The sequence below is a fragment of the Streptomyces sp. NPDC059696 genome (assembly GCF_042733745.1).
GTDB lineage: Bacteria > Actinomycetota > Actinomycetes > Streptomycetales > Streptomycetaceae > Streptomyces.
In genome coordinates this window covers 22,948-45,959 of the sequence record NZ_JBHWFG010000048.1, presented here as the reverse complement: position 1 = coordinate 45,959, position 23,012 = coordinate 22,948, and the positions used below count along the sequence as shown (strand labels likewise).

15 protein-coding genes are annotated in these 23,012 nt (G+C 71.9%); 9 read left to right on the top strand and 6 right to left on the bottom strand.

What is annotated here, in order from left to right:
* Positions 1-160: 160 nt before the first annotated feature.
* Entirely contained in the window at positions 161-673 is a 513-nt protein-coding gene (locus ACFV20_RS33865; RefSeq protein WP_385664133.1) for a MarR family winged helix-turn-helix transcriptional regulator, read from the bottom strand.
* Between the two features lie 106 nt (positions 674-779).
* Between ACFV20_RS33865 and ACFV20_RS33860 the strand changes: the two genes are divergently transcribed.
* The 3 genes from ACFV20_RS33860 to ACFV20_RS33850 all read left to right on the top strand — a co-directional run bounded on the left by ACFV20_RS33860 (position 780) and on the right by ACFV20_RS33850 (position 5,728).
* Entirely contained in the window at positions 780-1,760 is a 981-nt protein-coding gene (locus ACFV20_RS33860) for an EamA family transporter (RefSeq protein ID WP_385664130.1), read from the top strand.
* Positions 1,761-1,985: 225 nt separating this feature from the next.
* Positions 1,986-2,420, top strand: coding sequence for a hypothetical protein (locus tag ACFV20_RS33855; protein ID WP_385664127.1), 435 nt, complete (start codon positions 1,986-1,988; stop codon positions 2,418-2,420).
* Positions 2,417-5,728, top strand: a complete 3,312-nt coding sequence (locus ACFV20_RS33850) for a tetratricopeptide repeat protein (RefSeq protein WP_385664125.1) — start codon at positions 2,417-2,419, stop codon at positions 5,726-5,728. The genes ACFV20_RS33855 and ACFV20_RS33850 overlap by 4 nt, the downstream gene beginning before the upstream one ends.
* Before the next feature lie 76 nt (positions 5,729-5,804).
* Here ACFV20_RS33850 and pepN (ACFV20_RS33845) read toward each other — a convergent pair whose 3' ends face one another.
* Entirely contained in the window at positions 5,805-8,384 is a 2,580-nt protein-coding gene (pepN, locus tag ACFV20_RS33845) for an aminopeptidase N (RefSeq protein WP_385664122.1), read from the bottom strand.
* Between the two features lie 170 nt (positions 8,385-8,554).
* Between pepN (ACFV20_RS33845) and ACFV20_RS33840 the strand changes: the two genes are divergently transcribed.
* Entirely contained in the window at positions 8,555-9,058 is a 504-nt protein-coding gene (locus ACFV20_RS33840) for a DUF1203 domain-containing protein (protein WP_385664119.1), read from the top strand.
* Here the strand turns inward: ACFV20_RS33840 and ACFV20_RS33835 are convergent.
* On the bottom strand, positions 9,055-10,071 hold the full coding sequence (locus tag ACFV20_RS33835; RefSeq protein ID WP_385664116.1) for an aspartate-semialdehyde dehydrogenase: 1,017 nt from the start codon (positions 10,069-10,071) through the stop codon (positions 9,055-9,057). The two genes, ACFV20_RS33840 and ACFV20_RS33835, sit on opposite strands and share 4 nt — an antisense overlap.
* 371 nt (positions 10,072-10,442) lie before the next feature.
* Between ACFV20_RS33835 and ACFV20_RS33830 the strand changes: the two genes are divergently transcribed.
* Both ACFV20_RS33830 and ACFV20_RS33825 read left to right on the top strand, forming a co-directional pair.
* On the top strand, positions 10,443-11,015 hold the full coding sequence (locus tag ACFV20_RS33830; RefSeq protein WP_385664136.1) for an RNA polymerase sigma factor: 573 nt from the start codon (positions 10,443-10,445) through the stop codon (positions 11,013-11,015).
* A 1-nt stretch (position 11,016) separates the two neighbouring features.
* Positions 11,017-11,769, top strand: coding sequence for a hypothetical protein (locus tag ACFV20_RS33825; RefSeq protein WP_385664113.1), 753 nt, complete (start codon positions 11,017-11,019; stop codon positions 11,767-11,769).
* Positions 11,770-11,829: 60 nt separating this feature from the next.
* Here the strand turns inward: ACFV20_RS33825 and ACFV20_RS33820 are convergent, their stop codons facing one another.
* The gene (locus tag ACFV20_RS33820) at positions 11,830-15,141 is read right to left on the bottom strand and encodes a S8 family serine peptidase (protein ID WP_385664110.1); all 3,312 of its coding nucleotides are present in this window, start codon (positions 15,139-15,141) and stop codon (positions 11,830-11,832) included.
* Positions 15,142-15,365: 224 nt separating this feature from the next.
* On the opposite strand from ACFV20_RS33820, the gene ACFV20_RS33815 reads away from it, so the two are divergent.
* The 3 genes from ACFV20_RS33815 (at position 15,366) to ACFV20_RS33805 (ending at position 19,083) form a co-directional block, all read left to right on the top strand.
* Positions 15,366-15,836: an NUDIX hydrolase gene (locus ACFV20_RS33815; protein WP_385664107.1), complete on the top strand. Its 471-nt coding sequence runs from the start codon at positions 15,366-15,368 to the stop codon at positions 15,834-15,836.
* 242 nt (positions 15,837-16,078) lie between these two features.
* Positions 16,079-17,839 carry a TIGR03767 family metallophosphoesterase gene (locus tag ACFV20_RS33810; RefSeq protein ID WP_385664104.1) on the top strand — a complete coding sequence of 587 codons (1,761 nt, stop codon included), beginning with the start codon at positions 16,079-16,081 and terminating at the stop codon, positions 17,837-17,839.
* Positions 17,840-17,937: 98 nt separating this feature from the next.
* A complete protein-coding gene (locus ACFV20_RS33805) occupies positions 17,938-19,083 on the top strand; it encodes a serine hydrolase domain-containing protein (RefSeq protein WP_385664101.1) in 1,146 nt (381 codons plus the stop codon).
* Between the two features lie 81 nt (positions 19,084-19,164).
* Here ACFV20_RS33805 and ACFV20_RS33800 read toward each other — a convergent pair whose 3' ends face one another.
* Positions 19,165-20,205: a hypothetical protein gene (locus tag ACFV20_RS33800; RefSeq protein ID WP_385664098.1), complete on the bottom strand. Its 1,041-nt coding sequence runs from the start codon at positions 20,203-20,205 to the stop codon at positions 19,165-19,167.
* Positions 20,206-20,400: 195 nt separating this feature from the next.
* Positions 20,401-22,980, bottom strand: coding sequence for an aminopeptidase N (gene pepN / locus ACFV20_RS33795; protein WP_385664096.1), 2,580 nt, complete (start codon positions 22,978-22,980; stop codon positions 20,401-20,403).
* Positions 22,981-23,012 lie beyond the last annotated feature (32 nt).

Here is a 23,012-nt window from a genome sequence, read left to right as displayed (position 1 = left end):
GGTCCCACGGCTCCACGCAGCCCCCGTCCATCACGTCCACCCGGCCCACGCCCGCGCCGGCCAGCAGCGAGGCCAGCACGGCCGCCCCCCCCGCCCCCCCCCCGGACAAGACCCCCCGGGGGGCCCCCCCCGCCCCCCCCCGCCGCCGCCCTCGGTGTCGTCAGGGCCTCTCCGTCCCCGCCAGCAGCTCCCGCAGGAGGCCGGCCAGGAGCGCGGCCCGGTCCGCGTCCAGGGCGGACAGCGCCTCCGTCTGGACCGCCAGGCCCGCCGCGACCGCCTCGTCGACCAGCCCGAGGCCCTGGTCGGTGAGCGTGACCCGCAGCCCGCGCCGGTCGTGCGGATCCGGCGAGCGGCGCAGCAGCCCCGCCCGCTCCAGCTTGTCCAGGCGCCCCGTCATGCCGCCGGTGGTGAGCATCAGCGTCGCCGACAGCTGACGGGGGGAGAGTGTGTAGGGCTCCCCGGAGCGGCGGAGGGTGGCGAGCACGTCGAACTCCCCGCGTGAGATCCCGAACCTCGCGTACGCCTTCTCCATCCGGTCGCCCATCGCGAGCGAGAGCCGGCTGACCCGGCCGAAGACCTCCATGGCGGCGGTGTCCAGGTCGGGCCGGACGGAGGCCCACTGCTCGATGATCGCGTCGACGGGGTCCTTGCGCTGCTCCGGGCGTTCGCTCATGGCACGAGTATCGGCCGAGGCTCGGTCACACGCAAGAAAGTAGCTTGACGGAAAGTTGCTTAGCGGTAAGCTACTTTCTGCTGACCTACTCAGAAGGGTGTCTCCCATGGCCCTCTCCCGCCCGGCCCTCATCACCCTCACCGCCCTCGCGCCCGTCTCCTGGGGCACGACCTACGCGGTCACCACCGAGCTCCTCCCGCCCGACCGCCCCCTGTTCACCGCCCTGCTGCGCGCCCTGCCCGCCGGTCTGCTGCTGCTCGCCGTCGCCCGGGTGCTGCCGCGCGGCGCCTGGTGGGGGAAGGCGGCGGTGCTCGGCGCGCTGAACATCGGCGCCTTCTTCCCGCTGCTGTTCCTCGCCGCCTACCGGCTGCCAGGAGGTCTCGCGGCGGTCGTCGGCTCGGCCGGTCCGCTGTTCGTGGCCGGCCTCTCGGCGCTGCTGCTCGGGCAGCGGCCGTCGGCGCGGACGCTGGCGACCGGGGCCGTGGCCGCGCTCGGGGTCAGCCTCGTCGTCCTGCGGGCGGCCGGGGCGCTGGACCCCGTCGGTCTGCTCGCGGCCGTCGCCTCCACGGCGTCGATGTCCACCGGCACCGTGCTCACCCAGCGCTGGGGCCGACCCGAGGGCGTCGGACCGCTGGCGCTGACCGGCTGGCAGCTGACCGCGGGCGGCCTGCTCATCGCCCCGCTCGCCTTCCTGGTCGAGGGGGCCCCGCCGGCACTGGACGGCCCGGCGGTCGGCGGCTACCTCTACCTCGCCCTCGCGAACACGGCCCTGGCGTACTGGCTGTGGTTCCGCGGCATCGGCCGCATGACCGCCACCCAGGTCACCTTCCTCGGCCCGCTCTCCCCGCTGACCGCGGCCGTCGTCGGCTGGGCGGCGCTCGGGCAGGCGCTGACACCGCTGCAACTCCTCGGCATGGGCCTGGCCTTCGGGGCGACGGTGGCGGGGCAGGCCGTATCACGGCCGAAGCCGTCGCACATCGTGGCGGCACGGCGGGAGGTCGTGCTGCGGGACACTGCGGCGGACCGGCGGGCCCGGCGTGCCGCCCCGCTGCCGTGGACGGGGAGGACGGACAAGGGCGTGCGGTGAGCCGGTGCCGAGGAACCTGTGCCCTCGCGGTCATGCGCGTATACCACGACAGGAGCGCATAGGGGCTCACGGCACGCACTGGTCTCGATGCATCGAAGCTCACCCCGTGGTGCGCTCACCGGAGTGCGCCGGGACAGTGCGTCGAAGCCGGTGTCCAACCGTCCGCGACGCGCTACGTTCACAGAGTCACGCGTGGCGGGGGCACTTCCAGGGGGAGGCGAACGGATGCTGACGGAGGCGTTGACGGCACTGGCGGCGGCGGGTGGCACAGCCGTGGTGCAGGCCGCGGGTACCGATGTCTGGGCCGGATGCCGGCAGCGGGTGGCGCGGCTGCTGGGCCGTGGGGACACTGACCGGGAGCAGGACGAACTCGATCAGCTCGATCAGACCGCGGCTGCCCTGGAAGCAGCCGGCAGCAGCGGTGCGGCGGAACGGACGCGCAACGACCAGGAGGCCGTGTGGCGGACCCGCTTCGAGGCGCTGCTGCTGAGTCTGCACGGCGTGGAAAGGGAGCGCGCCGCGGCGGAGTTGCGGGCCCTGACCGAGGAGCGGGCCGCCGCCGGCGGACTGTCGGTGTTCCACAACACCTACTACGGGCCGACCGCCTCCCAGACCGGTGACCACAACGAACAGACCAACCACTTCGGGTCGTCTGCATGACTGGTCCCGTCCCGCTCCCGCCGGGCGTGACGAGGGTGTCCGGCAACAAGTTCAACCACCAGACCGCATTGCAGGCCGGGGCCGGCGGGACCATGAACAACAACTTCAACACGTTCTACGCCTCCCCCCGGCTCCCCGTCTCCTGGCCCCACCAGGTAGGGGTCCTGCCTCGGCAGGCGGACTGGTTTCAGGGCCGTGCGGTGGCCGGGGCGCTGGAGCAGGCGACCGCCGGGGGAGGCACGGCGGTCCTGGGCCAGGTGCTGGCCGGCACGGGCGGGGTCGGCAAGACCCAGCTGGCCGCCCACTACGCACGGGGACTGCTCCGGGACGGGCAGCTGGATCTGCTCGTGTGGGTCACCGCGGCGTCGCGCGAGGCGATCATGGACGCCTACGCCCGGACCGCTGTGGAGGTGTCCGGCGCGGATCCGGCCGGGCCCGAGCAGGCCGCGGAGGCGTTCCTGGCCTGGCTGGAACCCAAACCGGGCCGGCAGCAGCCGTGTCGCTGGCTGGTCGTGCTGGACGACCTGGCCGACCCCGCCGATCTGCGCGGCCTGTGGCCGCCCACGAGCCCGCACGGGCGCACCCTGGTGACCACACGCCGCAGGGACGCGTCACTGTACGGATCCGGACGCCACCTGATCGACGTCGGCCTGTTCACCGAAACGGAGTCCGCCGCTTACCTGACCGCGGCCCTGGCGGCCCACGAGCGGCGGGAACCGGCCGAGCAGCTCTCCGCCCTCGCCCGGGACCTCGGCCATCTTCCGCTGGCCCTGTCCCAGGCCGTCGCCTACCTCCTGGACGCCGGCTTGGATTGCGCCACCTATCGGCAGCGGTTGACCGACCGGGCCAGAACACTGACCGACGTCCTGCCCGAGCCGTCCGGTCTGCCGGACGACCAGGCCACCACTGTGGCCGCCGCCTGGGCCCTGTCCATCGACCGTGCCGACAAGCTGCGGCCCGCGGGACTGGCCCGGCCCATGCTGCACCTGGCGGCCGTGCTCGACCCCAACGGCATGCCCGCCTCGGTGCTGACCGGCGAGCCTGCCCTGACCTACCTCGCCGAGCACCGCACGCGGACGGCGGGGCAGGACCAGCGCCCGGGCGGAGCCGGTCACGTGACCCCGGAGGAGGCGGTCGACGCGCTGCGCGCCCTGCACCGCCTGAGCCTCATCGACCATGAGCCCGGCAACTCCCACCACGCGGTACGCGTCCATCAGCTCACTCAGCGAGCCACCAGGGACGCACTGTGCGCACAGGAGCGGGACGACGTCGCGTACGCGGCCGCCGACGCCCTGATCGCCGCCTGGCCCGACATCGAACGTGACGCCGCACTGGCCCAGGCCCTTCGGGCCAACGCCACGACCGTCGCACGGCGCGCCGAACACGCCCTGTACCGGTCCGGTGCCCACAGCCTGCTGTTCCGCCTCGGCAAGAGTCTGGGCGAAAGCGGCCAGAGCGCTGCGGCCGCGGCCCACTTCCAGCGTCTGGAGAGCACCACTCGCCGACAGCTCGGAGCTGAGCACGCCGACACCCTCACCGCCCGCCACGAGCTCGCCTACTGGCGAGGGGAGACAGGCGACCCGGGTGACGCCGTGTCCGGGCTCGAACAGGTCCTGGCCGACCGGACCCGGTGCCTGGGAAAGGACCACCCCGACACGTTGACGACCCGTCATGACCTTGCCTATTGGCGAGGAGAAGCAGGTGCTTCGGCGCGCGAAGTCGCGGTCGCCTACGAACAGCTGCTCGCTGACCGGACACGGGTCCGGGGGGAGGACCACCCCGAGACACTCAGCACCCGCCACAATCTCGCGTACTGGCGGGACCAGGCAGGCCATCCGGCACGGGAAGTCGCCGTCGCCTACGAACAGCTGCTGGCCGACCGGATACGGATCCTGGGAGCGGACCACCCCGAAACGCTGGTCACCCGGCACAATCTCGCCCACGTGCGGTGGGATGCGGGTGATCGAGCAGGAGCCGTCACTGATCTCGCGCGACTCCACGCCGACGAGACGCGGATCCTGGGCACGGACCATCCGGGCCAGTTCGTCACCCGTCGCAATCTTGCCGACCTGCGGGGGCAGGCCGACGACGCGACGGGTGCGGTCGCCGATCTGGAGCGGCTGCTGGCCGACCAGGTGCGGGTGCTGGGCGAGGACCACCGCGAAACCCTGGCCACCCGCCACACCATCGCCTACTGGCAGGGGCAGGCCGATGCGCGCCCCCAGGACGTCGTCGCCGCCTACGAGCGGCTGCTGGCGGACCAGGTGCGGGTGCTGGGCGAGGACCACCGTGACACCCTCGCCACCCGCCGCGAACTCGCCGACTGGCGGGGGCAGACGGACGGAGCGGCCGGAGCGGTCGCCGACCTGGAGCGGCTGCTGGCCGACCAGGTGCGGGTGCTGGGCGAGGACCACCGTGACACCCTCGCCACCCGCCGGACACTCGCCGACTGGCAGGGGCAGGCGGACGACGCGGCGGGTGCCGCAGCCTCCTTGCAGCTGCTGCTCGCCTCTCAGGTGCGGGTGCTGGGTGAGACCAACCCCGACACCCTCGGCAGTTGCCAGGACCTGGCCCACTGGCGGGGACAGGCGGGCGACGCGGCCGGTGCCGCCGCATCCCTCCGGCAACTGGCCGCCTGGAAGACCCAGCTACTGGGCGAAGACCACCCCGAGACCCTGGCCGCACGCCACCAGTCCGCCCACTGGCGGGGGCAGGCGGGCGACGCGGCCGGTGCCGCCGCGTCCCTCCGGGAGCTGCTCGCTCGCCACCCGAACGCCGCCGGCTCCCTAGCGATGCGTCAGGAACTCGCCTACTGGCTGATGAGGGCGGGGGACACCGAGGAGTCGGAAGCCGTCTACACCGCGCTGTTCAAGGAGATGGGCATGACATCGGTGCACTCGAGCGGAGTGAACGTACCCCTGCTTCCGGGCTGGGAAGACCGCTCCCAGGCCATCGTGGTGCAGACGGAGCAGACGGACGGATTCAGACCGAACATCGTGGTGGTCCATGAGGAGTCGAAAGGACGGACCGTGGACCAGATGGTCGCGGAGACCCTGGCGAACCTCAAGGTCACCTTCCAGCAGTTGAGGGTCGGCCACAGCGAGCCCGCCACTCTGGGACGCCACACCGGCCATCTGATCGATTTCACCTTCACGGCCGAGGGAAAGCGGTACCGCCAGACCCAGTTCTTCACGGCCTCCGGAGCGCACGTCTTCACCTTCACGGCGAGCCACATCGCTCATCGCTTCCCCGCCTTCTGGCCCGTGGCCAGGAAGATCATCGAGGAATCCCGCATCGAGGGCGTCTGACAACTGCCCCGGGCCGGTCGGGGAGGTGCGGGGGGGGGGCGCCGCGGCCCCCCCCCACCGCTCCTCCCGCATGCGGCTACTCCCCGGCCGCCGCGTCCGCCCGCTGGGCCCGCAGGGCGCGTTCGACGCCCGCGCGGGACTCCGAGACCAGACGGCGCAGGGCCGCGTTCGGCTCGGCGGAGTCCAGCCACGCGTCCGTCTTGTCCAGGGTCTCCTGCGAGACCTGGACCGTCGGGTAGAGGCCGACGGCGATCTGCTGGGCCATCTCGTGGGAACGGGACTGCCAGATGTCCTTGACCACCTCGAAGTACCGGTCCGCGTACGGGGCGAGCACCTCGCGCTGGTCGGTCTGGACGAAGCCGCCGATGACCGCCTCCTGCACGGCGTTCGGCAGCTTGTCGGAGTCGACGACCGACGCCCACGCCTCGGCCTTGGCCTCCGCCGTCGGACGGGCAGCCCGGGCCGTGGCGGCGTGACGCTCACCGGCCGCCGTGCGGTCCCGCTCGTACTCGCCCGCGATCTCCGCCTCGTCGAACCGGCCCACCGCCGCGAGCCGCTGCACGAACGCCCAGCGCAGCTCCGTGTCGACGACCAGGCCCTCGATGGTCTGCGAACCGTCCAGCAGCGCCTCCAGCAGGTCCAGCTGCTCCGGCGTGCGGGCCGTCGCCGCGAACGCGCGCGCCCACGCCAGCTGGTGGTCGCTGCCCGGGGCCGCCGCCCGCAGGTGCGCCAGCGTCGCGTCGGTCCAGCGGGCCAGCAGCGCCTCGCGGGCCGCCGGGTCGGCGTACAGGTCGATCGCCAGCTTCACCTGGCGGTGCAGCGACTGCACGACTCCGATGTCGGACTCCTTGCCGATGCCGGACAGCACCAGCGACAGGTAGTCGCGGGCCGCGAGCTCGGCGTCCCGCGTCATGTCCCAGGCCGACGCCCAGCACAGGGCGCGCGGCAGCGAGGACTCGAAGTCGCCGAGGTGCTCCGTGACGAAGGCCAGCGACTGCTCGTCCAGGCGGACCTTCGCGTACGACAGGTCGTCGTCGTTGAGCAGGATCACCGCCGGGCGGCGCTGCCCCACCAGCTGCGGCACGGCCGTCAGCTCGCCGTCCACGTCCAGCTCGATCCGCTCCCGGCGCACCAGCTTGCCGCTCGCCTCGTCCAGGTCGTACAGGCCGACGGCGATGCGGTGCGGACGCAGCGTCGGCTCGCCCTTGGCGCCGGCGGGCAGGGCCGGGGCCTCCTGGCGGATCCCGAACGACGTGACGACACCGTCGGCGTCCGTCACGATCTCCGGGCGCAGCACGTTGATGCCGGCCGCCTGGAGCCACTTCTCCGACCAGGTCTTCAGGTCACGGCCGGAGGTCTCCTCCAGCGCGCCCAGCAGGTCCGACAGACGCGTGTTGCCGAAGGCGTGACGCTTGAAGTACGCCTGCACGCCCCGGAAGAACTCGTCCATGCCGACGTAGGCGACGAGCTGCTTCAGGACGCTGGCGCCCTTGGCGTACGTGATGCCGTCGAAGTTGACCAGGACGTCGTCCAGGTCACGGATCTCCGCCATGATCGGATGGGTCGACGGCAGCTGGTCCTGCCGGTACGCCCAGGTCTTCATGGAGTTGGCGAACGTGGTCCACGCGTGCGGCCACCGGCTCCCCGGCGCGTGCGCCTGGCAGGCGATCGAGGTGTACGTGGCGAACGACTCGTTCAGCCACAGGTCGTTCCACCACTCCATGGTCACGAGGTCGCCGAACCACATGTGGGCCAGCTCGTGCAGGATGGTCTCCGCGCGCATCTCGTACGCCGCGTCCGTCACCTTCGAGCGGAACACGTACTGGTCGCGGATGGTCACCGCGCCCGCGTTCTCCATCGCGCCCGCGTTGAACTCCGGCACGAACAGCTGGTCGTACTTCTCGAACGGGTACGCGTAGTCGAACTTCTCCTGGAACCACTCGAAGCCCTGCCGGGTCACCTCGAAGATGGCGTCCGAGTCGAGGTACTCGGCGAGCGAGGGACGGCAGTAGATGCCGAGCGGGACGGACTGGCCGTCCTTCTCGTACACGCTGTGCACGGAGTGGTACGGGCCGACGATCAGCGCCGTGATGTACGTCGAGATGCGCGGCGTCGGCTCGAAGACCCAGACGTTGTCCTGGGGCTCGGGGGTCGGGGAGTTGGAGATGACGGTCCAGCCCTCGGGCGCCTTCACGGTGAACTGGAAGGTCGCCTTCAGATCCGGCTGCTCGAAGCTCGCGAACACCCGGCGGGCGTCCGGCACCTCGAACTGGGTGTAGAGGTAGGCCTGATCGTCGACCGGGTCGACGAACCGGTGCAGGCCCTCGCCGGTGTTGGTGTACGCGCAGTCGGCGACGACCCGGAGGATGTTGCGTCCCTGGAGCAGACCGGGCAGCGCGATCCGGGAGTCCGCGAAGACCTCGGCCGGGTCGAGGGAGTCCCCGTTCAGCGTCACCTCGTGCACGGCCGGCGCCACCAGGTCGATGAACGACTCCGCGCCGTTCCCGGCCGTCACGTCGAAGCGCACCGTGGTCACGGACCGGTAGGTGCCGCCCTCCTGCGCGCCGGAGAGATCGAGCTCGATCTCGTACGAGTCAACGGCGAGCAGCTGCGCCCGCTGCTGCGCCTCTTCGCGGGTCAGGTTTGTGCCAGGCACGCGGTCATCTCCTCGTTATGGGTGGGTTGCGTCATCTTTCCACGGAGGCCGGGCCTCAGGCGACGACCTGAGCGCCTGCTAGGGATACCCCTCGGCAGGCGAGGGTGCGCGGGAACACGACGTCCGGATCCCGCCGGTGACCGGGGCCCGTGCGCGCGAGCCTGAGGACCATGACGACGACCACGTACACCGCCCGCCCCATCGCCCCGACCGCGCTGAGGGAACTCCGCGCGACGGACGACGCCGGCCGTCCCGCGGCCCCGTTCACCGACCCCGAGGGCGGCGCCCCGCTCCGCTGCTGCCTGCGCCCCAGCACACCGGGCGAACGCCTCGCCCTGGTCGCGTACGCGCCGCTGCGCCGTTGGGCGGCTGAGACCGGCGCCGCACCCGGGGCGTACGACGAACAGGGCCCCGTCTTCATCCACGCCGAGGACTGCGGCGGGCCGGACGGCGGCGCTCTCCCCTTCACGGACAGCCACCGCACGCTCCGCCGCTACTCGGCCGACGGGCACATCCTGGGCGGACGGCCGGTCGACGGCACCGCCGCGGCCTTCCCGCACGCCCTCACGAAAGCATTCGACGACCCGGCCGTGGCGCTCGTCCACGTCCGGGCCGTCGAGTACGGCTGCTTCCTCTACGAGGTGCGCAGGGCCCCCGCGAAGGACAGGGACTAGCCCTTCAGCTCGTCCGCCACCAGCTCCGCGATCTGCACCGCGTTCAGGGCCGCGCCCTTGCGGAGGTTGTCGTTGGAGACGAACAGGGCCAGGCCGTTGTCCACCGTCTCGTCACGGCGGATGCGGCCGACGTAGGACGGGTCCTTGCCGGCGGCCTGGAGGGGGGTCGGGATGTCGGAGAGCTCGACGCCCGGGGCGTCCTTCAGCAGCTCCGCCGCGCGCTCCGGGGAGATCGGCCGGGCGAAGCGGGCGTTGACCTGGAGGGAGTGGCCGGAGAAGACCGGGACGCGCACACAGGTGCCGGAGACCTTCAGCTCGGGGATCTCCAGGATCTTGCGGGACTCGTTGCGGAGCTTCTGCTCCTCGTCGGTCTCGTTCAGACCGTCGTCGACGAGGTTGCCCGCGAAGGGCAGCACGTTGAAGGCGATGGGGCGCTTGTAGACGCCCGGCTCCGGGAAGTCGACCGCCTCGCCGTCGTGGGTGAGCTTCTCGGCGTCGGCGACGACCTTCTGCGTCTGGCCGTGCAGCTCGGCGACGCCCGCGAGGCCGGAACCGGAGACCGCCTGGTACGTGGCGACCACCAGGGCCTCGAGGCCCGCCTCGTCGTGCAGCGGACGCAGCACCGGCATCGCGGCCATCGTCGTGCAGTTCGGGTTGGCGATGATGCCCTTGGGGCGGTTCTTGATCGCGTGCGGGTTGACCTCGGAGACGACCAGGGGCACCTCCGGGTGCTTGCGCCACGCGGAGGAGTTGTCGATCACGACCGCGCCCTGCGAGGCGACCTTTTCGGCCAGCGCCTTGGACGTGGCACCGCCCGCGGAGAACAGCACGATGTCCAGGCCGGTGTAGTCGGCGGTGGACGCGTCCTCCACCGTCACGCCGTCCAGCTGCGAACCCGCGGAACGGGCCGAGGCGAACAGGCGCAGCTCGGTGACCGGGAAGTTCCGCTCCGTGAGGATCCTGCGCATGACCGTGCCCACCTGTCCGGTGGCTCCGACGATTCCGACCCTCACGGTGACTCCCTCTCCTGCGTCTCTTCACGTACTCGTTGCTTGGCCGAGGCTTTTCCATCATGCGGCCGACCACGGCCCGCCTGTCCACTTCTTTCCCCGGTCTGCCCGGAGAATGGGACGGCCTGTCTCGCCCCATGGTTGCGGACCTGCGGTGTCGACCCCGCTGAGCTGGAGGAATTCGTCCGGTGGGGGTCGTGCGCCGCAAGCTCGCCTGCCCATGCCGGTCCCGGCCACACGGAAGTGTGATGTACGCCTCGGCCGCTCCGTGGCCGGATCCGGGCGGCCCGAGCCGGAACTCGGCCGAAAGCCCATCGAACGTTCCGGGCCGTGCCGGCGTCGTAGGAGAAACACGGCTAGGGGGGTGGCTTGTGCTGCTGCGCGGGAGGGCCCGGCGGGCCCGGGAGGCGCACGCCGGGTCCGGTGAGGTTCCACCGAGAGCGGGCGGGCGCCGGAGCGAGTCCGATCCGCTGGACGCGGCACAGGAGCGCCGGGTGCGGGCGGTGCTCGCGCTCGGCGGAGTGCCGCAGGCGGACCTGCCGGACGGGGTGCAGCAGGTCCGCCTGCGGCTGCTGGAGCGGGCCGCGAGCGGCCGGGAGGCGCCGCGGGACGTCTCGGCGTGGGCGGCGGTCGTCGCCTCCAACCTCGCCATGGACTGGCACCGGGCCAAGCGCCGCCAGGAGCGCCTCGGGGAGCGGCTGGCCGCCCTGCGTCAGACGGAGCACCCCTCCGGGGAGGACAGCAGCGTGCTGTCCGTCGCCGTCGCCCAGGGCCTGGACGAGCTGCCCGACGCCCAGCGGCAGGTCGTCGTCCTGCGCTTCTACGCCGACCTGCCCGTCCGGTCCATCGCCGAGCAGCTCGGCATCCCGGAGGGCACGGTCAAGAGCCGGCTGCACACGGCGGTACGGGCCCTGCGTGCCCGCCTGCACGAGGACGAGGTGGTGTGACGTGACCGCCGGGTACGACAAGAACGGGCACGACGAGGCAGCGCTGCTGGCGGCGATCACCGGCGAGGAGCCAGCGCACGAGGCCCGCGCGAGCGACGCCTTCTTGGCCGAGTACCGGTCCGCGACCGCCGACGTGGCGTTGCTGCGCGAGCAGCTCGGGCTCATCGGACAGGCACTCGCCGAGCCCTCGGAGGCACCAGGACCCGAGACCGGCGGCGCCTCCGTGACCCGGCTGGCCGTCCGGCGTAAGCGGCCCGAGCCCCTGGCCCTCGTGCTGAAGGGCCTCGTCGCGGCCGTCGGGGCCAGTCTCGTGATCGGCATGGGCTGGCTCGTCGTCCAGAGCGACGGCATGGGCGCCGGAGACGATCGCGGGTCGGCCGCCGCCGACAGCTCCGCCGGCCGGCCGCACACCGAGGGGGACGCCAAGCTCGGTCACGCCGGATACCTCGCCTGCGCCCGGATCGTCGTCGAGGGCACCGTCGCCGGGGTCGAGACCCTTCCCGGCAGCGGCCAGGACCGGATCACCCTCGACGTCGCGCGCTACTACAAGCCCGACAAGGGCGGCAAGCGGATCATCTTCCCCATGGACACCGGCGTCGACCCCCGGCTCCGGGCCGGTGATCACGTCCTGGTCGGGATCCCCGCCGGTCAGGCCGAGCCGGACATATGGACCACGGGGGAGGAGGCGATCGCCCGCGACCGGGCGTGGATCACCGAGGCCCTGCCCGCCTCGCGCACCCTTCCGTGCCCGTGAGGAGCAGCAGAAGGGGCGGGCGCCCGCACGGACGCCCGCCCCACAGCTGCCGAGGTACCGCTAAGGCAGAACCTTCTCGATCTTCACGCTGCCCACGCCCGCGGCCGTGCCGCGCGCGTTGACCAGCTGGACCTGGCCGAAGAACTCACGCCCCTCGGGAGCGGCCGCGGCGGCGGTGACGCTGCCCGAGACGGTCGCCGAGTCGCCCGTGCCGAGCTTCACCGGCGCCGATCCGTCGACGGTGACGCTGCCGAGGGAGGGGGAGAAGAACACGTCCCGGTAGTCGTACTCGGTGGTGCCGGCCGGCACCGAGTAGCCGACGACCTCGATCGAGTACTTCCCGGCGGCCGGGGAGGGGATGGAGACCGACTCCTCCGAGTCACCGTCCGCGGAGCTGCCCACCTGCGTGCCCGACGCGTCGTACACGGCGAGGTCCAGGTCCGCGGCGTTGTCCGAGACACCGCCGATGGCGACGTCCAGCGACTTGGCGCCCGCGGGCACCTCGACCGTGGTGGTCTGCGTCTCGCCCTGCTTGATCGAGGGGCGGGCCGCCTTGGCCGAGCCGAGCGGGCCGCCGACCAGCTTGCCGTCGAGCGCGGCGAAGCCGTTCGTCACCTTCCAGGAGGCGGCGGCCGGGGTGCCGACCTTCGCCTCGGGCACCGTCACGGTCTCCGGGTCGAAGGCCGCGCCGAGCACGGCGACGTCCAGCTGGTACGGGTTGTCCAGCAGCGGCGACGTACGGCGCGACTCGACCTCGATCTCCCAGACGCCCGGCTGCGGGTCGGCGTAGGAACGCACGTCCGGACGGCAGGTGTTGGCCGGGTTGTCGTAGTTCGGGTAGCAGTTGACCGTCGACGACGGGTCCGACGGCGTGCCGTACGGGTGGATCGAGATGAAGCGCGTCTGGCTCTTGTCCTTCAGCCCGCTCATCGCGACCTCGAGGCTCTTGGCGCCCTCGGGGACGGTGACGAAGTAGTGCTGGGTGCTGTTGCGCTGCACCGAGTTCTTCGCCGTGTAGGTGTACTTCAGCGGCGCGGAGACCACGACCGTGCTGAGGACCTGCCGGTCGATGCCCTCGGTCCTCGGGTCGTCGACCTCCAGGATCGCGCTCTTGATGCCGGCGGACTTCGGCGCGGCCTGGACCTTGACGGTCACCGGCTGGTTCAGCGGCAGCTTCACCTCGTCGGAGCCGACGATGCGGAACGTGCCGCCCGCGTTGTTCTCGAAGTGCAGCTCGTGCCGGATCGCCTTGTCGGCGCCGGACGTACGGGTCAGGGTGATCTCGTACGTCTTCTTCTGGCCGGCCTTCAGGCCGCCCTCACGGTCGTAGAGGCCCGTGCCGAAGCCCGGGGTCTTCAGGAACTGGTCGATCGCGGTGTCGACCGGCGCCTTGACCGTGTAGGAGTGGGAGGTCGCCTCGTCCCGGATCGCGTCCCAGGCGTCGGGGATGTTCATGAGGCCCGCGCCCTCCTCGTACGCCTGCACACCCTTGATGTGGTCGGCGGTGGAGGTGAGGGCGGTGCGCAGGGTCGCCGGCGTGAGGTCGATCTTCTTCTGCTTGGCGGCCGACACCAGCAGCGCCGCGGCGCCCGTGGCCTGCGGGGAGGCCATCGAGGTGCCCTGGAGCATCGAGTAGCCGGCCGGCAGGGAGTAGCCCGCCTCGGCGACCGGGGAGCCCGGCAGCCAGGTCTGCGTGGTGTTGATCGCCGCGCCCGGGGCAACCAGGGTCGGCGTGAAGCCGCCGTCCTCACGCGGGCCGCGCGAGGAGAACGGCATCATCGCGTACTTCTTCTCCACGACCGAGCCGTAGTTGGCGGCCCAGGTCTCCTTGGAGACGGACGCGCCGACCGAGATGACCTTGTCGGCCAGGGCCGGGTCGCCGATGGTGTTGGCGCCGGGGCCGGAGTTGCCAGCGGAGATCACCAGCTGGACGCCGTAGGTGTCGATGAGGCGCGTGTACAGCTCGGCGCGCGCGTTGTTGCCGTCGTTCAGCGCCGGCAGGCCGCCGATCGACATGTTGACGATGTCGACACCGCGCTTGGTGACGAGGTCGATCATGCCCTCGGTCAGCGCCACGTTGGTGCAGCCGCCGGACCAGGTGCAGGCGCGCGAGGAGACCAGCTTGGCGCCGGGGGCGGCACCGTTCATCCTGCCGCCGAACAGGCCGTTGGCGGCGGTGATGCCGGCGACGTGCGTGCCGTGCTCGGACTCGATGACGCCGATGTTGACGAAGTCGGACTTCTTGCCCACCCAGGAGCCGCCCAGCGGGTCCATGGGCACGTCCTTGCGGATCTCCACGACGAACGGCTGCCGCTCGGCGACATCGGTCTTCGGGTCGTCGGTGCCGAAGTACCCGACCTGCTGACCGTCCTTGTACGGCTTCATCGGCTCGTCGTCGCCGAAGTCGTTGTTGTTGTTCAGGTCGACCCGGACCGTGCCGGTCGTGGCGTCGTACAGCACGCCCCACACGTCGGTGGTGTCGCCGTCGCGGTTCGCGTCGCCCTTGGCGTCGCCGCCCGCGGTGTAGGACTCCTTGAAGAGGCTGACGGCGTACGAGCCGGCCGGCGCCTTGTACGACTGGCCCTGGTAGGTGAAGGCCGGGCCGGACACGGCCGTGACCATCGGGCGCCAGGTGCTGTCGCTGTCGATGATCGGGTCGGTGGCCGTCACCCAGTCGACGATCTTCCGCTCACCGGTCGTCGTCTTCTGCAGCGCCGGGTGGCCGAGGTCCACGCCGGAGTCGAGGATGCCGATGGTGACGCCGCGGCCGTCCGCCTTCGGGTGGTCCTCGACGAAGTCGACCGCGCCCGTCTCGAAGGACGGGTTGTACGGGTTCTCGGCCGGGGTCTTCTTCCCCGGCGCGGGGTACGTCCCCTGCGCGGCCGCGGCGCCCTTGGCGGTGTCCGCGCTCGGCGTCGGGTCGTCCAGCGGGATCTCCTCGCGCAGGTCGATGCCGTGCACGGAGGACAGCTTCGCGGCGGCGGCGATCGCCGCGTCCGCCCTGGCCGTCGGGACGGTGGCGCGGACGTAGCCCAGCTTGTCGTCGGCCCGGCCCACCGAGCCGCCCTTGACCGCGTCCAGCTGCCCGGCGACCTGCTCGGTCTTCCCGGGCGCGGTGGCGATCATCATCGTGACGGTCTTGTCGCCGTCGGCCTTGGCCTCCGAGAGCAGGTCCGCGTCGTCCGAACCGAGCTTGGCGGGTGCGGACTTCACGCCCGGGCCGGCCGGGGCGTCCGCGCCCGGGCCGTCGGCGGAGAAGGCCAGCGGGATCGGCCCGGCCGCGGAGAGCGCGGCGACGAGACCGGCGGCCACGGCGACGCGGGCCACGCGTCTCGGGCCCGATATCTGATCGCGCGGGGTGGGAGGGGTCATCGGCATCCCTTGTAGGTAAAGGAACGAGCGGGAAGCGGCCGGGGCCGATCAGCCCTGGTCGCACACGGTCCGAACGGCAGGCCCGGACGATCGCACAGCCTTACGCAAGGGGAATGCGTTTGGGGAGAGTTGACCCAAACGAAATGGATGTATGGGGAAAACCCGCGATGCGATTTGTGAGCATCAGTCCCGAAGGTGGCGAAGAAATCGGTTAACGTCCCGGAGTGCGACAGAAGTTGAGGGTGGCGGCCTACGCCATATGCGTCCGGGACGGACAGATCCTCCTCGCCCGCTCACCCGCCCAGGACGGCACCCCCGAGTGGGTCCTGCCGGGCGGCGGCATGGAGCACGGCGAGGACCCCTACGACACCGTCCGGCGGGAGGTGGAGGAGGAGACCGGGTACCGCATCGAGGTGACCGGGCTGCTCGGCGTGAACTCCTCGCACCGCGTCTTCCGCAAGGGCTTCGGAGCGCCCGTCGACCATCACGGCGTCCGGCTCGTCTACGAGGGCCGCATCGCCGGCGGCGAACTCCGCAACGAGGTGAACGGCTCCACGGACCTCGCCGCCTGGCAGGACCTGGACGCCGTGCCCGGGCTGGTCCGGGTGTCCCTGGTCGACATCGCCCTGCGGCTGTGGCGCGAACGCCCCGTCACCGGACGGCTGGCCGACGCGCCGGACCAGCGCCGGCCGTAGGGCGGATCCCGGTCCGGTACCCCGCAAGATGAACGCCGCGTGACCGGTTCCGGGCCGTATCCGGAGCGCGCGACGACACACCGGGTGGCCCAAGATCCACGTACGGTGATCGGCGCTGCGCGTTGCCACCTCGTTCACGCGCAGGTCATCCCCGCTGCCAACGATCCAGTACGAGCGGGGTGTTCGCGTCAGGAGCACCCCGCGACCACTGCCGACGCGTTCGCACTCGGGGAGAGAAGCGCATGTCGCGCACACGCTCAGTCGCCGGCTCCGGCCAGGGCATCCACCGTCGTTCCGTTCTCGCCGCCGGCGGGGCGGTCGCCCTCTCCGCGGGCGTCGGCTACGCCCTGCGGCCCAGCGACAGCCAGGCCGCCACGGGCACCCGGCAGGCCACCGAGGCCGTCGCCGCCTCCTCGCGGCAGGCACCGGCCGCGCCGCTCGCCCCCTACACCAAGGGCACCACCGTGGCGAACGTCGCCACCCCGCGCGGCGGCTCCGGCTACCGGCGCCTGGGCGACGGCCCCGGCTGGAGCAGAGTCGTCCGCTCCGACCTGGCCGCGCCCAAGTCCGGCCGGGCCGGGCGCCGTACCGCGCTCGCCGCGTTCGTGCAGCTCACCGACCTGCACATCATCGACGCCCAGCACCCGCTGCGCCTGGAGTACCTGCGCGCGGCCGACCGCCACGCCTGGCGGCCGCACGAGGCGCTGACCGTGCAGGGCGCGATCGCGCTCGTCGAGCGGATCAACGCGCTGCGCGGCGCCCCCGTCACCGGCGCCCCGCTGCACTTCGCCATGACCACGGGCGACAACACGGACAACAACGCCAGGACCGAGCTGGACTGGTACCTGAAGATCATGAGCGGCGGGCGCATCACGCCCAACACCGGTGACCCGCGCCGCTACGAGGGCGTCCAGAACAGCGGCCTCAAGCAGTACTGGCAGCCCGACGCCGCCGTCCGCGACAGCGACAAGCAGGTCGGGTTCCCGCACCTGGACGGCTTCCTGAAGGCCGCCATCCGGGAGGTCCGCAGTCCCGGTCTCAACCTGCCCTGGTACTCGACGGTCGGCAACCACGACTCCCTGCCGATGGGCTGCTACGCCTCGCACGGCGACTCGTACCTCACCGAACTGGCCGTCGGCGGCAAGAAGCTGATGAACGTGACAGCGGCCGAGGCCCAGCAGCTCCAGGCGCAGATCAAGAAGGCCCGCGACCCCCGGGGCGTCCGCTACCACGACTTCCTGAAGTCCCATGCCCGGTCCATGCGTTCGGTCACGCCCGACGAGCGGCGTGCGCCCTACACGCCGGCCGAGTACCTGAAGGCGCACCTCGACCCGGCCCACCGCGGCGTCGGCCCGGCCGGCCACGGTTACTCCGCCGCCAACCTGGACGCGGGCACCCAGTACTACGCCTTCCGCATCTCCGACGACGTGATCGGCATCAGCCTGGACACCACCGACTCCGGCGGCCACTACGAGGGATCCCTCGGCACGGCCCAGTTGAAGTGGCTCGACAGGACACTGCGGGAGAACAAGGACTCCTACGCGGTGATCTTCAGCCATCACACCAGCAGGACGATGACCAACCTGCGCAGCGACCCGGCGCGGCCGAACGAGCGCCGCCACGACGGCCAGGAGGTCCTCGCCCTGCTCGGGAACCACCCGCGGGTGCTGGCCTGGGTGAACGGGCACATCCACAAGAACGTCATCACGCCGCACTCGCTGTCCGGCGGCGGCGCCTTCTGGGAGATCTCCACCGCCTCCCACGTCGACTTCCCGCAGCTCGCGCGCGTCATCGAGCTGACCGACAACAAGGACGGCACGATCTCCCTGTTCACCACGCTGGTGGAGTCCTCGGCCCCGCACCGCACGGACTTCTCCGACTTCTCCCAGACCGGACTCGCGGCCCTCTACCGCGAGCTGTCCCTCAACGCCCCCGGCGCGAGCACGACCCTCGGCGGCGACCCGAACGACCGCAACACCGAGCTGGTCCTCAAGAAGGTCTGAAAACCGCTCAACCGCCCGGCGCCGGTCAACCCGGGCCGGCCTGCAGCGGTCCCCTCTCCCGACACAAATCGACAGGACGTGACGGGGGGAACGGGGACATGAGGACACGTGTGAAGGCGGCGGCCCTGACGGCGACGGCGACGGTGGCGCTGGCCGCCGTGGCGACACCGGCCGTGGCGGCGGCTCCGGCCGGTGCGCACGGCGGCCATGACGCGACCCGCCAAGCCGTCCGGGCCGCGGTCGCCGACGGCGTCCCGGGAGTGACGGTGACGGTGCGCCGGGGCCACGGCACCTGGGCGGCCACGGCCGGCGTCGGCGACCTGGAGACGGGCAAGCCTCGTTCGACCCGGGACCACTACCGCATCGCCAGCATCACCAAGACGTTCGTCGCCACGGTCGTCCTCCAACTGGAGGCGGAGGGGCGGCTGTCGCTCGACGACACGGTGGAGAAGTGGCTGCCGGGCGCGGTCCGGGGCAACGGCCACGACGGCCGCCGCATCACCCTCCGGCACCTGCTGAACCACACCAGCGGCATCTTCGACTACCTGGCGGACCCGGGCTTCCAGCAGACCTACATGACCCCGGACGGCTTCATGAAGCACCGCTTCGACGAGGCGGCCCCCGAGGACCTGCTCGCCCTCGCGATGAAGAACCGGCCGTACTTCGAGCCGGGCGCGTCGTTCGCGTACTCCAACACCAACTACCTCCTGGCCGCCCGGGTGATCGAGAAGGCCACCGGCAACGACTACGGCGACGAGATCGACCGCAGGATCATCGCCCCCCTGCACCTGACCTCCACGTCGGTGCCCACCACCCGCGTGACGCTGCCCCGGCCCAGCAGCCGGGGCTACTCGAAACTGGCCAGGGAGACGACGGGCCCGACGTACGACGTCACGGAGCTGAACCCGCGCCTGGCCTACGGCTCGGGCCAGATGGTCTCCGCCTCCGCCGACCTGACCCGCTTCTTCTCGGCGCTCCTGCGCGGCCGGCTGCTCCCGCCCGAGCAGCTGAAGGAGATGAAGACCACGGTCGACTCCGGCGGCACCGACCGCTACGGCCTCGGCCTCGTCGACCGTGAACTCGGCTGTGGCGTGCACGTCTGGGGTCACGACGGCGGCATCTACGGCTCGCACTCGGACGCGGTGACCACCGGCGACGGACGGCACTCCCTCGCCGTCAACCTCAACGGCGACTGGTCGGGAAGCACGGAGGCGATCATCGAGGCGGAGTTCTGCGGCAGGTAGCCCTCCCGGCGGCAGGAGGGGCCGCCGGTGCGTCCCGGCGGCCCCTCCTCTCCCCTCCTGGTCCTGCCCCCGCGTCCGTCACTAACGGGGCAGCACCACGACATACGCGGCCGGTTCGCGGTCGGCCGAGGCCATCAGGGCCGTGCGGAGCACCGTCGCCTGCTGTTCGGGGGCGTCGCGCAGCTTCCTCGGCGTGATGTGGACGACCGTGATGCCCAGCCGTTCCAGGTGCTCGCGCTTGCGGGCGTACTCGGACCACAGGGCGTCGTCGTCCTGCCGGGGCGCTCGGGTGTCGAGTTCCACCGCCACCGCCTGCTCGGGCCAGTACGCGTCGAGACCGCCGAGGTAGGGGCCGCCCGGCAGTCGCAGGTCGACGTTCCAGACCGGGTCGGGCAGGCCGTGCTCGGCGATCATCCGGTACAGCCGGTCCTCCGCTCGCGCCCGGCCCTCGGCGAGCAGGGACTCCACCGCGTCCACGACGTGCGGGCGGCTCAGCAGCCGGGCCTGGTTCAGTTCGCGCACCACGGCCGTCGGGTCGCAGTGGGCGCCGCGGACCGCCTCCGTGAGCAGCCGGCGGACGATGCCCGCGTCCTCGAGCCCGGCCACCGCGTCGGCCAGGGCGCGGGCCACCGGCGCCACCGGCACCCCCGTGACCTGCTCGGGTTCGGGCATGACGGGCGTGCGGACGATGCGCGCGCAGCCCGTGGAGCGCAGCCGACGCATCCGCGGGACCAGGACGTCGATCGCGTCCAGGGACGGCAGCGGGGGAGTGGAGGAGAAGCCGTGCAGCGTCAGCGCGGCCAGGCCGGTGATCATCACCTCGGGGTAGGCGGGGGCGTGTGGCCGGCTCGCCCCGGGCTGGGCCGGCACCCCGGTGCCGCGTTCCCGCGCCGCGAACATCAGCACCGCGTGCAGCCGCTCCTCGCTGGTCGGCGGTCCCGGGTGGAGCAGGACCACGCCCGGGAGGATCCGCTGCCAGGGGCCGCCCGCACGGCACTGGTCGTTCGTCTCGGCCGTGGACACACCGTGCGAGCGCAGCTGTGCCGTCGTCGTCACGCGGGGGCGGCCACCGCCGGACAGCTCGTGCAGCGGGCGGGGGGAGAGCGGGGTGTTGTGGGTCATGCCCCGCAATTTCCCGCGTCGGGACCACCCTTGAACCGCTGTTACAGGTCCGTCGACAAAGACGGACAACCCAGCACTAAAGGACGGATGTTCGGGTGCCGAAAGCCCCTGGTCCGTTCGGGTGCGGGCCAGGGGTTACGGCTTCCGGGCATGCGTCTCGTAACGAAGGCGGAACGCCCCGATCTCAGGCCAAAGCTACTGGTCAGCGGCCTCGTCGCACGCCTGTCCACGCAACGCCCGTGCCAGGTCGTCACGGGACTCCAGCACCAGCCGGCGCAGCGCCGGCGCCGCCTCCTTGTGGGTGTCCAGCCAGGCGTCCGTGGCGTCCAGCGTCTCCCGCGACTGCTGGAGCGACGGGAACAGGCCCTGCACCACGTGCATACCGATCTGGATCGACCGCTCGGCCCACACCCGCTCGATCGCCGCGAAGTACTTCCCCGCGTACGGCGCGATCAGCTCCCGCTGCGAGCCCTGGGAGAAGCCCGCGATGGTCGCCTCGACCATGGCGTTGGACAGCGCGTCCGACTCCACGACCTGCGCCCACGCCTGCGCCTTGACCGCCTCGGACGGGCGGGCGGCCAGACAGCGCACCTGGTGCCGCTTGCCGGAGGCCGTGTCGTCCCGGGTCAGCTCCTCGGCCAGCGCCTTCTCGTCGACGACCCCGTGCGCGGCCAGCGGCTCCAGGAACACCCAGCGCAGCTCCTGGTCGAGGTCGAGGCCCTCGACCGTGGCCGTGCCCGCGAGCAGGTCCCGCAGCAGCGCGAAGTCGGCCTCGGCGGCGGCCGTCCGGGCGAAGAAGCGCGCCCAGGCGAGCTGGTGCTCGCTGCCCGGCCCGGCCGCGTACAGCTCGCGCCGGGCCCCCTCGGCGAGCAGCCGCGCGGCCGTCTCCCGCCGGGCGGGCGCCGTGTAGTGCGTGACCGCCGACTCCGCCCACGCGTGCAGCATCTGCACCACGCCGATCTCGGACTCGCGCCCGCCGAAACGCAGCACCAGGTCCACGAAGTCCCGGGCCGGGAGCAGCGCGTCACGCGTCATGTTCCACAGCGCCGACCAGCACAGGGCCCGCGCGAGCGGGTCGGTGATCGCGCCCAGGTGCTCGCGCAGCGTCGCCAGCGAGGTCGCGTCGAAACGGATCTTGCAGTAGGTCAGGTCGTCGTCGTTGACCAGGACCAGGTCGGGGGCCTCGGCGCCGGCCAGGTCCGCGACGACCGTGCGGGGGCCGTCCACGTCGGTCTCCACGCGTGCGTAGCGCTGCACCGCCCCGCCGTCCGTCACCCGGTACAGGCCCACCGCCACCCGGTGCGGACGCAGTTCGGGGTGGGACTCGGCGGCCTCCTGGACCACCGCCAGCTCCTCGATCCGGCCGTCCGTGTCCAGCAGCACCTGCGGCGTCAGCGCGTTCACCCCGGCCGTCTGCAGCCAGGACCGCGACCAGGCGCTCATGTCCCGGCCGCTGGTCTCCTCCAGTACCGACAGCAGGTCACCGAGGCACGTGTTGCCGTAGGCGTGCCGCTCGAAGTAGCGCCGGGCGCCCTCCAGGAACGCCTCCTCGCCGACGTACGCCACGAGCTGCTTCAGCACCGAGGCGCCCTTGGCGTAGGTGATGCCGTCGAAGTTGAGCTTGGCGTCCTGGAGGTCGCGGATGTCCGCCGTGACCGGGTGCGTGGAGGGCAGCTGGTCGGCGCGGTAGGCCCAGGCCTTGCGGCGGTTGGCGAAGGTGATCCAGCCGTTCGTGAAGCGGGTCGCGCCCACGAGGGAGAACGCGCCCATGAAGTCCGCGAAGGACTCCTTCAGCCACAGGTCGTCCCACCACTCCATGGTGACCAGGTCGCCGAACCACATGTGGGCCATCTCGTGCAGGATGACGTTGGCCCGGCCCTCGTAGGACGCCTGGGTCACCTTCCCGCGGAAGATGAACTCCTCGCGGAACGTCACCAGGCCCGGGTTCTCCATCGCGCCCAGGTTGTACTCGGGCACGAACGCCTGGTCGTACTTCCCGAACGGGTACGGGAAGTCGAAGTGGTCGTGGAAGAAGTCCAGGCCCTGCTTGGTGACCAGGAACACGTCGTCGGTGTCGAAGTAGGGCGCGAGGCCCTTGCGGCACAGGGCGCCGAGCGGGATGTCCAGCGTGGTGCCGTCGGCGAACGTACGCGTGTAGGAGTCCGTCACGTAGTGGTACGGCCCGGCCACCACGCAGGTGATGTACGTCGAGATCGGCTTGGTCTCGGCGAACCGCCACACCCCGTCGGCCTGCTCACCGGCCCCGTTGCTCCACACCGTCCAGCCCTCGGGTGCCCGCACCTCGAAGCGGTAGGGGGCCTTCAGGTCGGGCTGCTCGAAGTTCGCGAAGACCCGGCGGGCGTCGGCCGGCTCGTACTGCGTGTACAGGTACACCTCGCCGTCCTCGGGGTCGACGAAGCGGTGCAGGCCCTCGCCGGTGCGGGAGTAGGCGCACTGGGCGTCGACCACCAGCTCGTTGTCCGCGGCCAGGTCCTCCAGCGTGATCCGGGAGCCGTCGAAGACCTCCCCGGGGTCCAGATCACGGCCGTTGAGTGAGACGGACGTCACACTCGGCGCGATCAGGTCCGCGAAGGTGCTCGCCCCGGGCTCGTTGCAGCGGAAGCGGACCGTCGTGACGGAGCGGAACGTGCGGGGCCCGTCCCCCGGGTCCTCGCCGACCGCGGACCGCAGGTCGAGGGACACCTCGTACCCGTCGACGCTCAGCAGGGCGGCCCGCTCGCGGGCCTCGTCGCGGGACAGATTCTCACCGGGCACGGGCGGCACTCCTCAAGTGTCGTGGGGTACGG

Excerpts from the sequence above, each read along its gene's own strand:
- ACFV20_RS33865 (WP_385664133.1), bottom strand. The coding sequence starts at position 673 with ATGAGCGAACGCCCGGAGCAGCGCAAGGACCCCGTCGACGCGATCATC.
- ACFV20_RS33860 (WP_385664130.1), top strand. The coding sequence starts at position 780 with ATGGCCCTCTCCCGCCCGGCCCTCATCACCCTCACCGCCCTCGCGCCC.
- ACFV20_RS33855 (WP_385664127.1), top strand. The coding sequence starts at position 1,986 with ATGCTGACGGAGGCGTTGACGGCACTGGCGGCGGCGGGTGGCACAGCC.
- ACFV20_RS33850 (WP_385664125.1), top strand. The coding sequence starts at position 2,417 with ATGACTGGTCCCGTCCCGCTCCCGCCGGGCGTGACGAGGGTGTCCGGC.
- ACFV20_RS33840 (WP_385664119.1), top strand. The coding sequence starts at position 8,555 with ATGACGACGACCACGTACACCGCCCGCCCCATCGCCCCGACCGCGCTG.
- ACFV20_RS33820 (WP_385664110.1), bottom strand. The coding sequence starts at position 15,141 with ATGACCCCTCCCACCCCGCGCGATCAGATATCGGGCCCGAGACGCGTG.
- ACFV20_RS33810 (WP_385664104.1), top strand. The coding sequence starts at position 16,079 with ATGTCGCGCACACGCTCAGTCGCCGGCTCCGGCCAGGGCATCCACCGT.
- ACFV20_RS33805 (WP_385664101.1), top strand. The coding sequence starts at position 17,938 with ATGAGGACACGTGTGAAGGCGGCGGCCCTGACGGCGACGGCGACGGTG.
- ACFV20_RS33800 (WP_385664098.1), bottom strand. The coding sequence starts at position 20,205 with ATGACCCACAACACCCCGCTCTCCCCCCGCCCGCTGCACGAGCTGTCC.